The 14167-nt window shown below is 55.7% G+C and carries 14 protein-coding genes; 9 read left to right on the forward strand and 5 right to left on the reverse strand.

The genetic code is table 11. From position 1 onward, the window contains the following. Positions 1 to 136: 136 nt before the first annotated feature. Entirely contained in the window at positions 137 to 1963 is a 1827-nt protein-coding gene (locus ACRBB0_RS17490) for a methyl-accepting chemotaxis protein (RefSeq protein WP_431375737.1), read from the forward strand. On the opposite strand, the gene ACRBB0_RS17495 is transcribed toward ACRBB0_RS17490, so the two are convergent. Continuing rightward, positions 1867 to 2766, reverse strand: coding sequence for a fatty acid desaturase (locus tag ACRBB0_RS17495; protein ID WP_431375738.1), 900 nt, complete (start codon positions 2764 to 2766; stop codon positions 1867 to 1869). The genes ACRBB0_RS17490 and ACRBB0_RS17495 overlap by 97 nt on opposite strands. Before the next feature lie 152 nt (positions 2767 to 2918). On the opposite strand from ACRBB0_RS17495, the gene ACRBB0_RS17500 reads away from it, so the two are divergent. Then, complete coding sequence (locus tag ACRBB0_RS17500; protein WP_431375739.1) at positions 2919 to 3782, forward strand: helix-turn-helix domain-containing protein; 864 nt, start codon at positions 2919 to 2921, stop codon at positions 3780 to 3782. A 37-nt stretch (positions 3783 to 3819) separates the two neighbouring features. On the opposite strand, the gene ACRBB0_RS17505 is transcribed toward ACRBB0_RS17500, so the two are convergent. Beyond that, positions 3820 to 4869, reverse strand: a complete 1050-nt coding sequence (locus ACRBB0_RS17505) for an aldo/keto reductase (protein ID WP_431375740.1) — start codon at positions 4867 to 4869, stop codon at positions 3820 to 3822. Between the two features lie 117 nt (positions 4870 to 4986). Here ACRBB0_RS17505 and ACRBB0_RS17510 point away from each other — a divergent pair, with 117 nt between their 5' ends. Beyond that, positions 4987 to 5583 (forward strand): ImuA family protein, encoded by a 597-nt coding sequence (locus tag ACRBB0_RS17510; RefSeq protein ID WP_431375741.1) that lies wholly within the window; start codon positions 4987 to 4989, stop codon positions 5581 to 5583. Here ACRBB0_RS17510 and ACRBB0_RS17515 read toward each other — a convergent pair. Beyond that, entirely contained in the window at positions 5580 to 6062 is a 483-nt protein-coding gene (locus tag ACRBB0_RS17515; RefSeq protein ID WP_431375742.1) for a PaaI family thioesterase, read from the reverse strand. The genes ACRBB0_RS17510 and ACRBB0_RS17515 overlap by 4 nt on opposite strands. A gap of 156 nt (positions 6063 to 6218) precedes the next feature. On the opposite strand from ACRBB0_RS17515, the gene ACRBB0_RS17520 reads away from it, so the two are divergent. The 4 genes from ACRBB0_RS17520 to truB all read left to right on the forward strand — a co-directional run bounded on the left by ACRBB0_RS17520 (position 6219) and on the right by truB (position 11337). Continuing rightward, on the forward strand, positions 6219 to 7463 hold the full coding sequence (locus tag ACRBB0_RS17520; RefSeq protein WP_431375743.1) for an MFS transporter: 1245 nt from the start codon (positions 6219 to 6221) through the stop codon (positions 7461 to 7463). 54 nt (positions 7464 to 7517) lie between these two features. Continuing rightward, on the forward strand, positions 7518 to 9230 hold the full coding sequence (gene metG, locus ACRBB0_RS17525) for a methionine--tRNA ligase (RefSeq protein WP_431375744.1): 1713 nt from the start codon (positions 7518 to 7520) through the stop codon (positions 9228 to 9230). Positions 9231 to 9479: 249 nt separating this feature from the next. Continuing rightward, positions 9480 to 10295 carry a LysR family transcriptional regulator gene (locus ACRBB0_RS17530; RefSeq protein ID WP_431375745.1) on the forward strand — a complete coding sequence of 272 codons (816 nt, stop codon included), beginning with the start codon at positions 9480 to 9482 and terminating at the stop codon, positions 10293 to 10295. Between the two features lie 121 nt (positions 10296 to 10416). Beyond that, complete coding sequence (gene truB, locus ACRBB0_RS17535) at positions 10417 to 11337, forward strand: tRNA pseudouridine(55) synthase TruB (protein ID WP_431375746.1); 921 nt, start codon at positions 10417 to 10419, stop codon at positions 11335 to 11337. A 134-nt stretch (positions 11338 to 11471) separates the two neighbouring features. Here truB and ACRBB0_RS17540 read toward each other — a convergent pair whose 3' ends face one another. After that, positions 11472 to 12290, reverse strand: a complete 819-nt coding sequence (locus tag ACRBB0_RS17540) for an alpha/beta fold hydrolase (protein WP_431375747.1) — start codon at positions 12288 to 12290, stop codon at positions 11472 to 11474. Beyond that, positions 12290 to 12967 (reverse strand): haloacid dehalogenase type II, encoded by a 678-nt coding sequence (locus ACRBB0_RS17545; protein WP_431375748.1) that lies wholly within the window; start codon positions 12965 to 12967, stop codon positions 12290 to 12292. The genes ACRBB0_RS17540 and ACRBB0_RS17545 overlap by 1 nt, the downstream gene beginning before the upstream one ends. A 200-nt stretch (positions 12968 to 13167) precedes the next feature. On the opposite strand from ACRBB0_RS17545, the gene ACRBB0_RS17550 reads away from it, so the two are divergent. Both ACRBB0_RS17550 and ACRBB0_RS17555 read left to right on the forward strand, forming a co-directional pair. Next, positions 13168 to 13569: a VOC family protein gene (locus ACRBB0_RS17550; protein ID WP_431375749.1), complete on the forward strand. Its 402-nt coding sequence runs from the start codon at positions 13168 to 13170 to the stop codon at positions 13567 to 13569. Between the two features lie 97 nt (positions 13570 to 13666). After that, complete coding sequence (locus ACRBB0_RS17555) at positions 13667 to 14095, forward strand: FKBP-type peptidyl-prolyl cis-trans isomerase (RefSeq protein ID WP_431375750.1); 429 nt, start codon at positions 13667 to 13669, stop codon at positions 14093 to 14095. Positions 14096 to 14167: the final 72 nt, after the last annotated feature.

Genomic DNA, 14167 nt, shown 5'->3' on the forward strand with positions numbered 1-14167 from the left:
GACTTGAGACCAGTGTCCCTCACTTCGTTCAGATTGTTGCAAAATACCGGCTTGCTCAATCCTAAATGAACGAAATCTCAAAGGATATGTCGCTAGGCAGGCAAGAGCATCAATGTGAAGCCGCTGGATAAACCCCATGAAATGGTTCGCAAACTGGTCGATCCGCCGCAAACTCTTGGTCCCAGGGTTAGCGTCACGAATGGTATTGGTTCTGGTGATCACCTTCTTTTGGGCGATGCGCTATTCTCAGGCCCTCAACGATGCCTTCGCTCAAGAAATTCAGCTTATCGAAACTTACGTCACTCCTCTATTGTCCTCAGCCGCTTGGAACTTCGATAACGAACTGGCTTCAAACACTTCATTGTCCTTTTCTGACTACAAAGGGTTTGTCTTTGCGACGCTGATGACAGATGGCGCAGCGATGGCCGAACACACAATTTCCGAGGCGGTTGATCCCGCTTGGGCGGAAACTGGTGCGACATTGATCGAAACCGGTGATCTTCGAGCAAGGCTGAATAACCTTGAAATCATCCGAACGCCTCTTGTCTTGGACGGTCATACAGTTGGTGATTTGGTTTGGGGAGTGGATGTTTCCATCATCAGCCACGCCATTTCTAATGCAAATAAAACGGCCGCCATGATTGGCATAATTTCATACGCCGCTTTTGCTGGCGTTTTGTTTTTGATCTCGACTTCTGTCGCTGGTCCATTGACCCGTGTTGTTGGCCGATTGGAAGAGCTTCAAAAAGGCAACACAGATGTGGAATTTCCAGAGCTAGAACGCCGTAATGAAGTCGGAGCCATTGGTAAAGCACTGGCCAATCTGTGCGACGGATCGATTGAAAAAGAGCGTTTTGCCGAAGAACAAGTCGCGCGACAGAAACATCAGATGGAAGTTGTAGCACAGCTCAGTGAAAGCCTCTCTGGGCAGGCTCAGGGTGATCTTACGGCTCATATTTCCATGGAATTTCCGTCCGAATACGAACAACTGAGAAACGACTTCAACGCGACGTCAAAACAGCTTCGTGAAACTGTGGCCGCCGTTGTTGAGTCTGCCCATGATATTCATGCGCGTGCCGCTGAAATCACCGGGGCATCAGATGATCTTGCGCGCCGAACCGAAACTCAGGCCGCCACGCTCGAGGAAACCGCTGCCGCGTTGGACGAACTGACCGTGGGTTTGAAAAACACCGCAGATGGTGCAACAACTGTTTCAAATTCCATGCAGGAAACCAAAGAAGCCGCTGAGCAAGGTGGGCAAGTTGTTGGGCGTACGGTTTCGGCCATGGGTGAAATCGAAAGCTCCTCCGAACACATCTCACAAATCATTGGTGTGATTGACGACATTGCCTTCCAAACCAATCTTCTTGCCTTGAATGCAGGCGTTGAAGCCGCCCGCGCAGGCAAAGCTGGCGTTGGCTTTTCGGTTGTTGCATCTGAAGTCCAGAACTTGGCCCAACGCTCTGCTGAGGCTGCAACCGAAATCAAAGCATTGATTGAAGCATCGACAGATCATGTCAACAACGGTGTGACCCTTGTCGGCGAAACGGGATCGGCCCTGAACCACATCGTGACCCGCATCAATGCTGTGTTTGCCCTAAACACCGACATTTCTGAAGGTACCCAAAACCAATCTCTCGGGATTAGCGAAGTCAACACAGCTATGATCGGCCTAGACCAAGTAACCCAGAAAAACGCAGCCATGGTTGAGGAATCAACAGCCACCAGTCATGCGATGACAGACAGCGCCACGACCCTTCTCAGCCTGGTGTCGCATTTTAAAACGAAATCCTCTGACCCCATTGCACAAGCTGGTGATTGGGAAAACGAAATGGAACAAGAGATGCGCCAAGCGTCGTGGCCCAATCACAGCCGGTTTGTCTTTGAGCATACTTTTGACCAAAGCGGATGCGGCACTGGGTCTTTGGATTTAAACAAAAACAGGTTGAACACCTGCCAATAGGACGCAAAGGTATATCCGCGGTTTCTGGTCAAATAGTGGTCTTTGTTTTGCTTGTACTCTCTTGGTAACCGATACCACGGCAAAGCGGGATGCATGTGGTGCACCACATGAAAATTGTTGTTGAGGAAAATCCAAGACAACGGCCCACGGTCTTCAACAATGACAGTGCGACCCGCTGCATGCCTATCCGCGCGATGTTCCAGAAAAGTTCTGATTTTCAGGAGCGACATTGCAAAATAGACAGAGCAAGCCCATACCCAGATCGGCATCGCGCCAATCGAAAGCATCCACCAAAAAACCAGGCCAACCGCAGGGATATGCAGCATCCAACCATAAACAGTTCTGCGATCTCCGGCCCGGATGTTTTTCAAATCTGCCCTCAAAAACGAGATTGTTCCTATTGCAGGGCCAAGGATCAAACGCCCCGCGAGCGTATTGTTGACACGTAGCAACCTTTTCTTCCAACGCGGCAAGCGTGCCCACCGTATCGGATCCAGATAATTGCTTTCCGGATCATCATAAGGGTCAGTCAAAATTTCATCATTGTGGTGCGCCAAATGGGTATCTTTGAAACGCAGGTAAGGAACGGTGACTGACAACGCCGGGAAGACAAGACCCGCGTTGAGCAAAGCTGATCTGGTTGGGTGCCCATGCAGCGCCTCATGAGACAGTGACGAATGAAATGCCGCCGACACGGTGGCCACCACGACGGCCAATGGCATCCAAATTTGTGCAAGCCAAGTGGTGCCGAGCCCCCAAGCGACATAGCAGACCGCCAATCCCACAATAGTCGGCCATTCCATGCTTCTTGCGGTTTCTCGTGACGCTAGAATTGTCGTCCTGTGGTTTAGAACCGTTTGCAGTGTTTTCATGCCCAATCGGTACCAGCCCTCACTCATGCGCGGCATTCTGTGTTTGATTACCAAAGCTCTACTTCTGTGATATTTGTCACCTTATGAGACAAAACACTGACAAGCGCCTCCGCGCATCGTTGTTTCGCACCCGCCTCACCTCGGCCATGCGGACAGCAGGTAGTAATCAAACCGCCCTGGCTCAGAAAATCGGTGTCGACCGTTCGACAATTTCCCAGCTGCTCAAGGCAGACGGCACTCGGTTGCCCAATGCTCATCTCGTCGGCAGTTGCGCTGAAGCGCTCGGGATTTCGTCCGATTGGCTCCTTGGCTTGTCCGACAGACCTGAAAATGCGGCTGACCTGGTTGCGACATCGCTGAGCATGACCCAAGCCAAGCGAGCACTTGTCGATGATACTATTTTTGGGTGGTACCAAGAGGCCGATGGCTACAAAATTCGCTATGTCCCGGCCATGCTCCCCGACATGCTCAAAACGCGCGCCGTTTTGGATTGGGAATATGAGCAACATCTCGGCAAGAGCGCATCCCAAGCTATCGCCGCATCGCAAGAACGTCTGAATTGGATGCGGCAATCTCAGTCAGACTATGAAATTTGCATCGCCGTCCATGAAATCGAAAGTTTTACAGCTGGAACAGGCTATTACTCAGGGCTCGCCCCGGACATTCGGCGCGCACAAATCGATCATTGGATTGAGTTGAGCGAAACTCTTTATCCGCGCCTGCGGCTGTATCTGTTTTGCGCGCGTCAGCTGTACTCAGCTCCGATCACGATATTTGGTCCATTGCTTGCCGCCCTTTACATGGGCAGCAACTATTTGGTTTTTCGCGATACAAACCGCATCGCAGCCATGACCGATCACTTTGACGACCTGCTGCGCAAGTCCGATGTGACCTCTCGCGCGCTTCCGGATTTTCTTCGAACCCAGAAGACGCGCGTCAATTCCTAACGGTCTTTACCGCTGAAACGAGGTAGGGGTTGTGCCCTTAATAGGGCATCGGGTGACGTTTATGCTTGGCGTCCAAAGCCGCCAACAACTCAGGCGTCAAATCAACATTTACCGCACCCAGCGCGTGTTCGAGCTGCGCCAAGGTCGTCGCGCCAAAAATTGAGGACGCGACAAATGGGCGCCGAGCAGACCATGCAAATGCCATATGCACAGGGTCCAAATCGAAGTCTTTCGCCACTTGCAAATAGGCCTCAACAGCATCGAAAATCCGGTCTGTCTTGCGCCCCCCCATTTCCGCGTTGATCGACATGCGCGACCCGTCTGGCACGGCACCGCCTTGGTATTTTCCGCTCAAAAACCCTGCACCCAGTGGGGAAAATGGCAGCAATCCGACGTCCTCAAACATCATCAATTCGGCCAGGTCCGTATCGGCCAATCGACAGACCAACGAATATTCATTCTGGATCGAAGCGACCCTCGGGCCACCAACACGCTCTGCCGCAGCAAGCCATTGCGCCGTTCCCCAAGCGCTCTCATTGGACAACCCAAAGGCGCGGATGGTGCCGCGGTCGACCTCTTTTTGCAGCGCACCCAGACAGTCTTCCATCTGTGTAATCACCTCTTCGCGGCTCATACCAGCTTTGAGCGGGTCATAGCCCCAGTTTTGCCGAAACATATAGCTGCCCCGGTTCGGCCAGTGGAATTGGTACAGGTCAATGTAATCTGTTTTCAGTCGTTTCAGTGACCCTTCGATTGTCCCCGGAATCGTGTCGGCGCTGATCATTCCCCCGTCGCGAGCATAGGATACGCCTGCACCGGAATGCTTGGTCGCCAGCACCCATTGGTTCCGACGCGAGGTTTTGGCAAACCACTCACCAACAATTATTTCTGTGTTGCCCATAGTTTCTGCGCTGGTCGGATTGACCGGATACATCTCGGCGGTGTCCATAAAATTGATCCCGGCCGCCAAGGCGTAATCGATTTGGGCATGCGCCTCTTCGAGACCGGTTTGCGTCCCAAAAGTCATCGTGCCGAGGCAGAACTCCGACACTTCCATGCCGGTACGGCCCAGTTTGTTCATTTTCATTGCTCGATCTCCTTTTCGCGTCTCGTCGCGAAAGATAGCGGTATCATCTCAATTGCCAAGGGCCACTTTAACAAATCGGCACTTGAGAACATTAAGTGAACATTGTAACCTGATTTTATGACTGCTGCCGCCCTCCTCTCTCGCAAAAGCCATCGCCCGCCGCCGGGGTTGCCGTTGCTGGATGGGGTGAGCCTGCCATTGTCGCGTGTGCACGAAATCTGTGGGCGCGCGCGCCGCACTTTGGCCGTGCGCATCGCCGCCAAACTGCTGGATGAGGTCAAAACCGGCCCGATTTTCTGGATCACCCCAAAATGGGAACGCAACCGGCTCAACACCGACGGGTTGGTGTCGCTACTGCCACCGCAATCCTTGATCTATCTGGATCCATTGCGCGCAGAAGACATTTTGTGGAGCATGGAGGAGATTTTGCGCAGCGGGGCCGCGCCCATGGTGGTCGCCGATCTGCCAGACCCGCCCGGTATGACCCAAGTGCGCCGCCTGCATTTGGCTGCTGAGACAGGCACCGGCGAAGGGCGGTTTCGCCCGCTTGGCCTGATGCTGACTCCCGGCACTGGTGGCGCGCCGGGGGTGGAAACCCGCTGGCAGATGGAACCCGAGCATACCCCCGGTCGCGTCCGCTGGCGGTTGGATCGGGTGCGCGCCCGCATGGCCCCGCCCAAAAGCTGGCAACTGGGTGGGGACCACCTCTTTTAGCCGCGCATGATCATGCAGGTTGTTGACCCGGTGGCATACAGCTTGCCATCGTCCTTGCCACGCAATTCACCATTGGCCACACCTGTAGATCTGCCACTGTGCTGCGCGGTTCCAATCGCCTGAACCGTCACGCCAAGGGGGATCGATCGGATGATATTCACCTTATATTCCAAGGTTGTATAGCCTGCGCCCTGAGGCAATGTGGTATGCACCGCGCAGGCCATACAGCTGTCCAAAATGGCACCATACCAACCGCCATGCACCGTTCTCAGCGGATTGGCGACAGCCAATTCCGGCGTGCCTTCAAACACAACGTGCCCCTCATCGGCCTCAACAGGCCAAAAACCCAGCGTTTCGCCAATCGGAGGTCCAGCCCGCTGTCCGTCGACGATAGATCGCATCATCTCAAGCCCCGGCACTGACAAAAGCTCGTCCATGCTTGGCAACTCATCTATCGACTTTGCATATTTACGCACCATTGGCCCTCCCCTTCACGACACGGCCACCAAACGCCGGGGGCGCACAAATCAAAAGTGTGACGCCACGTCCATCTTTATCCACGAACGGACCAAAACGACCTTGCAAGCGTCGCAAAGCGCCAAGAAAAGCCTCTCAAAGCATGGCCCAAAAACACCATGCGTATGATGATTTCCTTTGCCGCTTTGTTTGTCTCCGTCATCTTGTTGCAGCTGTCATCAGGCGGTGTTGGGCCACTTGATGCGCTGTCGGGTCTCAAGCTGAATTTCACCACGCAACAGATCGGCTTTCTGGGATCGGCCCATTTCTTGGGGTTCTTTATCGGCTGTTGGTGGGCCCCCAGATTGATGGGGTCCGTTGGCCATTCCCGCGCCTTTGCGGTCTTTACCGCGCTTGGGACCATGGGAATTCTGGGCCACATTCTCAGCGAAAACCCCTATCTTTGGGCCTGCATGCGCATCGCGCAGGGGCTTTGTATTGCAGGGTGTTACACCGTGATCGAAGCCTGGTTGCAGGCCAAAGTCACCAATGACAATCGAGGCCGGGCCATGGGCACATACCGGGTGACCGATATGTTGGCCTCACTCGTGGCGCAGTTGATGATCTCGGTTCTGGAACCGGCTTATTACGTGTCTTACACGCTGCTCGCGATGATCTGCTGCGCCGCGATTCTACCGCTGGCTTTGACCCGTGCCAGCCAACCCGACACCCCCGATGCCCCCCGCCTGCGCCCCAAACTGGCCTTTGCCAGTTCGCCTTTGGCGGTCGCGGGCGTTTTGGTCGCCGCTTTGTCGAGCGCATCCTTTCGGATGGTCGGGCCGCTTTATGGCACCGGCGTTGGCCTCCAAACCTCTGAAATCGCGTTATTTCTCGCGGCGTTTGTCGCCGGTGGCGCGTTGTCTCAATACCCGGTTGGCTGGCTCGCTGATCGCTATGACCGCCGCTATGTGTTGATCTGGCTGTCGATTGCTGCCGTCGCGAGCTGTCTGTTCACCGCGACCCTCACAGATCTGGGCACAACAGGCACAATGCTAACCGCCGGTGTCTTTGGCCTCACCACATTTCCGATTTATTCGGTCTCAGCCGCCCACGCCCATGACTTCGCCAAAAGCTCCGAACGTGTCGAATTATCAGCCGCATTGATGTTCTGGTATGCCTGCGGAGCAATCGCGGCCCCATGGGTCGCCTCAACGTTAATCGAGGCATTCGGTCCCCCCGCTCTCTTTGCAATGATCGCTTTGGGCCATGCCCTGTTGGTCGTTTTCGGCTTTATGCGAATGCAATCGCGCCCCTCGACCGAGGTTCGGACACCCTATGTTTATGCGCCGCGCACCTCCTTTGTCATTGGGCGATTGATGACGCGCTTTCGCGATAACCCAGAGACCAAAGACAAAACACAGTAGCCCTTGCCGCATCCATGGGTTAAATCACGCCCAAACCGTACGGGACGAATACCAATGGCACGCCACCTCATCACCTCCGCGATTCCCTATATCAATGGGATCAAGCACCTGGGCAACCTTGTCGGTTCGCAGTTGCCTGCCGATCTTTATGCCCGCTATCTGCGCGCACGCGGCCATGAGGTGATGTTCCTGTGTGCCACCGATGAACACGGCACCCCTGCTGAACTGGCCGCTGCCAAGGCCGGCAAACCGGTCGATGAGTATTGCGCCGAAATGTGGGGCGTTCAGGCGAAAATCGCGGATGGGTTCCGCCTGTCTTTTGATCATTTTGGCCGGTCTTCTTCGGAGCAAAACAAAAAGCTGACCCAGCATTTCGCCGCCCAGTTGGACAGCCAAGGTCTGATCCGCGAAGTCAACGAAACCCAAATGTACAGCCACGCCGATGGCCGTTACCTGCCTGACCGCTATATCGAAGGCACTTGCCCCAATTGTGGGTTTGAGGATGCGCGCGGCGATCAATGCGACAACTGCACCAAACAGCTTGATCCGGTTGACCTGATCAATCCGCGCTCGACCATTTCCGGATCGACCGATCTGGAAATGCGCGACACCAAGCACCTGTACCTGCGCCAATCCGAGATGAAAGATCAGCTCGACACATGGATCGATTCAAAGACCGATTGGCCGATTTTAACCACCTCGATTGCCAAGAAGTGGCTGCATGACGGCGATGGCCTTCAGGACCGCGGCATCACCCGCGATCTCGATTGGGGTGTGCCAGTGATGAAAGGCGACGCGCCTTGGCCCGGCATGGAAGGCAAGGTGTTCTACGTTTGGTTCGACGCACCGATTGAGTATATCGCCTGTGCGCAGGAATGGGTGGATGCGGGCAAGGGCACCGATTGGGAGCGCTGGTGGCGCACCGACAAAGGTGCCGATGACGTGCGTTACACCCAGTTTATGGGCAAGGACAATGTGCCCTTCCACACGCTCTCTTTCCCAACCACGATTCTAGGATCGGGCGAGCCGTGGAAGCTTGTCGATTACATCAAATCGTTCAACTATCTGAACTACGATGGTGGCCAGTTCAGCACATCGCGCGGGCGCGGTGTGTTCATGGATCAAGCGCTTGAGATTTTACCCGCAGATTATTGGCGCTGGTGGCTGCTGTCCCATGCGCCCGAAAGCGCGGATAGCGAATTCACTTGGGAAAATTTCCAGACATCGGTGAACAAAGATTTGGCCGATGTGCTTGGCAACTTCGCCAGCCGTGTCACCAAATTCTGCCGCTCCAAATTTTCCGAAGCGGTGCCCACAGGCGGCACATATGGCGCGCGCGAAGAGCAGTTGATCACCGATCTGACCGCCAAAATCGCCGAATATCAAACCCATATGGAGGCCATCGAAGTGCGTAAAGCCGCCACCGCCTTGCGTGCGACATGGGCTTTGGGCAACGAATACCTGCAAGAGGTTGCGCCTTGGACAACCTTCAAAACCGATCCCGATCAAGCCGCCGCGCAAATCCGGCTGGCGCTGAACATGATCCGCCTCTACGCGATCATTTCCTCGCCCTTCATCCCAGACGCAAGTGCCGAGCTTTTGGACGCGATGAAATCGGACGATGACGCATGGCCAACCGATATCAAATCCGCCCTCGGCGCAATGCCCGAAGGCCACGATTTTGCCGTGCCAGAGGTGACATTCCGCAAGATAACCGATTCCGAGCGCGAAGAATGGCAAGAACGTTTCGCCGGAACCCGCGACTAGATCGACGCCAATCTGTCAAAAAACAAACAAGGCGCAGCCGGTTCCGCCGACTGCGCCATTTTTTATGGCTGCGGATGCGGTTTTCGATATGTTGGCGTTCTTGCGACACAAAACAGCGTTCAATTCTTAGCGGTACGATCAACATCGGGGGCCTCTTGTTTTGCCAACTAGTTTCAAAATCAAGATACCCGATCCATTTTCGTTGCATAAATCCCCTCATTGGGCAACCCTACTTTCATGAATGAAAGCATGCCCGACCTATCCGACCTCGCATTGTTCCAACTTGTTGCGACAAGTTCGTCCCTCACCAACGCCGCCCAAAAGGCCGATGTGCCGCTCCCGACCATGTCGCGTCGCATGGCGCATCTCGAACGCAGCACCGGGCGGCGCTTGTTTTTGCGCGGCAAGGGTGGGTTTCAGCTAACCAAAGACGGTCAGAGTTTGGCCGATGAATTGACCGGCTTGCCTGAATTGCAAAACCGCATCACCCGCTGGCTGTCCAAGACCGAGCACACCCCAGTTGTTCGGATCACCGCCGGGTTATGGACATCGCAGTTTCTCGCCCAATCCCTACCCGCCATCGCCCCGCAGACTTGGGTGCCAAGCTTTGTTCCCTCAAACGCGCAATTGGACATTGCCCGGCGCGAAGCCGACATCGGCATCCGCAATTCCGAGCCGGATCACCCGTGGTTGGCGCGTCAAAAACTGCGCAACATCACCTATGCGATCTATGCCAAATCTGATGCAGTTTCCGGTTTCGTCAGCTTGCCGGGGCACATGCCGCTCCCGCCATCGCAAGCCTGGCTCCATCGCGAATTTAGCTCCAAGATTGCGCTTACAGCGACGGATATGCGGCTCTGCCTTGATCTGGCCCGTTCCGGTCACGGCCGCATTGTCCTGCCCTGCTTTATCGGCGCAAGGGACGAATTCCTCACGCAACTCTCTGACCCAATTGAGGATTTGACACATGACGAATGGCTGGTCTCTCATCATGACACCCGCCATGATCCCCCCATTCGCGCCGCCTTATCAGCGCTGAAAACAGCGCTGCTCTCGACCCGCTGACACCCTCCCAAGCGCTCACCCGCCGCCCTGTTCCCACTGATGTAGCCAAAACGCCCCTGTTGAATTGACAGACGGCACCGACCTTGCTACCTCCGCCGCCTTATCAATCCAAAGGACGCTCATGGGACGCAGACGTAAGGGCCGCGACATTTCAGGTTGGCTGATCGTAGACAAACCGGCGGGGATGACCTCCACCTCGGTGGTCAACAAAGTTCGCTGGGCGATGGATGCCAAAAAGGCCGGGCATGCGGGCACCCTTGACCCCGAAGCCACCGGCGTATTGGCCGTCGCTTTGGGAGAGGCCACCAAAACCGTTCCTTATATCACGGATGCGCTCAAGGCCTACCGGTTCACTGTCGTGCTGGGGCAAGCCACCAACACCGATGATGCCGAAGGAGAGGTTATCTCCACATCCGATCTGCGCCCCACGGATGAGGACATCAAAGAAGCCCTGCATCAGTTTGTCGGCGACATCACCCAAGTGCCGCCACAGTTCTCTGCGGTGAAAATTGATGGCGAGCGGGCCTATAAACGCGCCCGTGACGGTGAAACGATGGAGATTGCAGCCCGGCCTCTGTTTGTCGAAGAGTTGGTGATGATCTCACGCCCGGACGCTGATCATGTCGAGCTTGAAATGACCTGCGGCAAAGGCGGCTACGTCCGCTCAATTGCGCGCGATTTAGGTGAGGCGCTGGGGTGCAAAGGCCACGTGTTGCGTCTGCGCCGGATCTGGTCCGGGCCCTTTGAAACGAGCGATGGTCTGACAGTTGAACAGATCGACGAAATGGCCAAGACGCCTGCTCTGGATGCTTACCTGAAACCGCTTGAAGTCGGTTTGGATGACCTTCCCGAATTGCGCACAACCCCCGACGGGGCGGTGAAGTTGCGCAATGGCAACCCCGGACTGGTATTCGCCGCTGACGCCGAATACGGCGACGAAGCATGGGCCTCCTTAGATGGAGAACCTATTGCGGTCGGTGTTTTCAAAGGCGGTGAGTTACACCCCAAGCGGGTCTTTGTGCGACCTGAAACGGCCGAGTAACGCGTTTCAGGGGCCAGTGATCGCTTTGTGACGCGCCTGCAATCAGCCCGAAGCAGGCCCGAAACAGGCCCGAAACAGGCATGCAATGGGACGGTGGGCGGGGCGCGTTTTCAAAGAAAACAGCGCCGCCCAGCTCACATCCGCTTGAGCCATTTTCGCAATGCGCCCACGGCCTCTGGCTCATCCAAAAATGGGATATGGCCGCGATCCGCAACCTGTACCGCGATGGCATCCGGCCGGCGCGCCATCATTTTATCAAAGCAATCCTCAGACAATAAATCCGAATGGGCCCCTCGGATCAAACACAGCGGTAAGCCTGCCAAAACCTCAAAAAACGGCCACAAGTCAGGCACAACCTGCGCACCATCCGCCAAAACCGCGTCACGCAGTTTTGGATCATAGGTTATGTCCAACCCATCCTCGACCACACGGTAATGTGTCTCGGCCTCACGCTGCCAGCGTTCAACGGGCACATTGGCAAAACCAGCCATAACTTTGGGCCGTGCCGCCACGGCCTCTTCCATTGTGCCCCACACCGGTCTACGACCCAGATATGTCTTGATAACCTCTAGGCCACGATCGGCAATTTCGGGACCAATGTCATTCAGCGCGACACCCAAAAGCCGATCCTTGACCGTAGCCGCCAAGCCCATGGCAATCAGCCCCCCGCGAGAGCTGCCCAATATCGCCGCTTTTTCGATCCCTAAATGATCCAACAATTCAACCGCATCGCGCCCCTCAACAGGGATCGAATAGGTCTCATGGGCAGCCCAGTCCGATTGCCCGCGCCCCCGGTAATCCAATCGGATAAGGCGCACGCCCTCCAACAAGGGGGCGACATAGTCAAAATCGCGGCCATTTCGGCTCAACCCCGACAGGCACAACAGCGGCAGGCCCTCGCCTTCGTCCGTATAGTACAATGAGACACCGTCAGAACTTGTAAATCTTGGCATCAGACGAGCTCCGGGATGGTGGTCAAATCACTTAGAACATGTGCCGGTTTACCCGGCAGCCGGTCCATGGGCAATCCGCTGCGATTGACCCACACGGTTTTGAACCCATAGCTGGCCGCATGGCCTGCGTCCCACCCGTTTGACGACACAAACAACACCTCATCTGGGGCACAGCCAAACTCAGCCCCAACCAGATCGTAGACCTGTGACGCAGGTTTAAAAATCCCGACCTTATCCACCGATAACAGCGCATCAAAATAAAGGCCAATTCCGGCGCTATCGACAGCGCCATCCAGCATATCCTTGTTGCCATTCGACAGGATCGCGCAAGTCTTGCCCGCCGCTTTGAGATGAGCGAGCATAAACGGCACCTCCTTATAGGCGGGCAATTCCCAATACAGCGCCAACAAGCGTTCACGCAGCTCCAAATCTTCCAGCCCCGCACGTTCCATCGCCCAATCAAGCCCGTCTTTGGTCACGTCCCAAAACGGCACATAGGCCCCAGAAACGGCGCGCAACCAACTGTATTCTAACTGTTTGGCCCGCCAATCCGCAGCAATTTGCGGCCACACCTCGGCCAACTGTTCGCGCCCGGGCTCTTGGGCTGCGACCCGCGCCGCTGCTGCGACGTCAAACAAAGTGCCATAGGCGTCAAAAACGCATGTGGTGATAGTCATTAGGGCCTCCTCCTGCGGACACGGCCCCAACCCTGACACGGAACGGCAGCAGCCGAAAGACCCAGACGCAATCGTTGATGTCGCAACCAAAAGGCGTGCGAACCTTCACCGATACCGATTCTGTACCAAGTTCTAAACCAAGGAGTTTTCAAAGGACGAGACATAGGGCCATTCATGGGGCCATCTGGTGGACTGAATTGATGACCCGCGACCTTCCCAAGGCGCTCGAATACTATGGCACCATGTGTGGTTGGGCGGTCGACACCATGCCCGATCCTGACGCTGACGGCCCGACGCTGACGGCCCGACGCTGGCGGCCCGACGCTGGCGGCATGTATCATATTGCCCAAAAAGATGGCCAGCCGGTCGCCGGTTTGATGGATATCAGCGCGATGGAACAGCTCAACGGCGTGCCAGCACATTGGTTTACCTATATTGCCGTTGACGATGTCGACGCCGCAGTCGAGGCAACCGTCGCCGCAGGAGGTGAAATCCGTCGCCCTTGTTGTGACGTGCTGGGCATTGGCCGCATCGCCATTATTGCCGATCCAATCGGGGCGGCCGTGGGCATCATGTCACCTGACACTCCTGCCAAAAGCTAAGCCGTTTGCAATCAGTTCCGGGGTCTCATAGGGTGCGCGCCCATACGAGCCCCGGACGTTCCGGCCTCGTCCGTTCATTTTGATACACGAGGCCCTGATGACACAGGCTAAATCCGGCGACACCGTTCGCATTCACTACACCGGCACTTTGGATGACGGTTCCACCTTTGACAGTTCAGCAGGCCGCGACCCGCTCGAATTCACATTGGGGTCCGGTCAAGTGATTCCAGGCTTCGACAAAGGTGTCGATGGCATGACGGTAGGTGAGAAAAAGACCATCAACATTCCCGCCGATGACGCCTATGGTCAGCTTGATGATCGCGCCCGTCAGGCGGTTCCGCGCGAACAAATCCCCGCGGAAATTCCGCTTGAAGTTGGCATCCAGCTTCAAATGCAATCGCCAACCGGTCAGGTTATGCCCGTCACTGTGGTTGAGATTTCCGAAACCGAAGTCACACTTGATGCCAACCACCCGCTGGCAGGCAAAGACCTGACGTTTGAGTTGGAGCTCGTCTCGGTCGGCTGATGCCCCCGATTCAAAGCCCCCGGTACAAAGCCCGTGTTTCAAAGCCCGTGTTTCAAAGCCAGCGCTTCAAAA

The organism is Pelagimonas sp. (assembly GCF_050633425.1).
Classification (GTDB): domain Bacteria; phylum Pseudomonadota; class Alphaproteobacteria; order Rhodobacterales; family Rhodobacteraceae; genus Pelagimonas.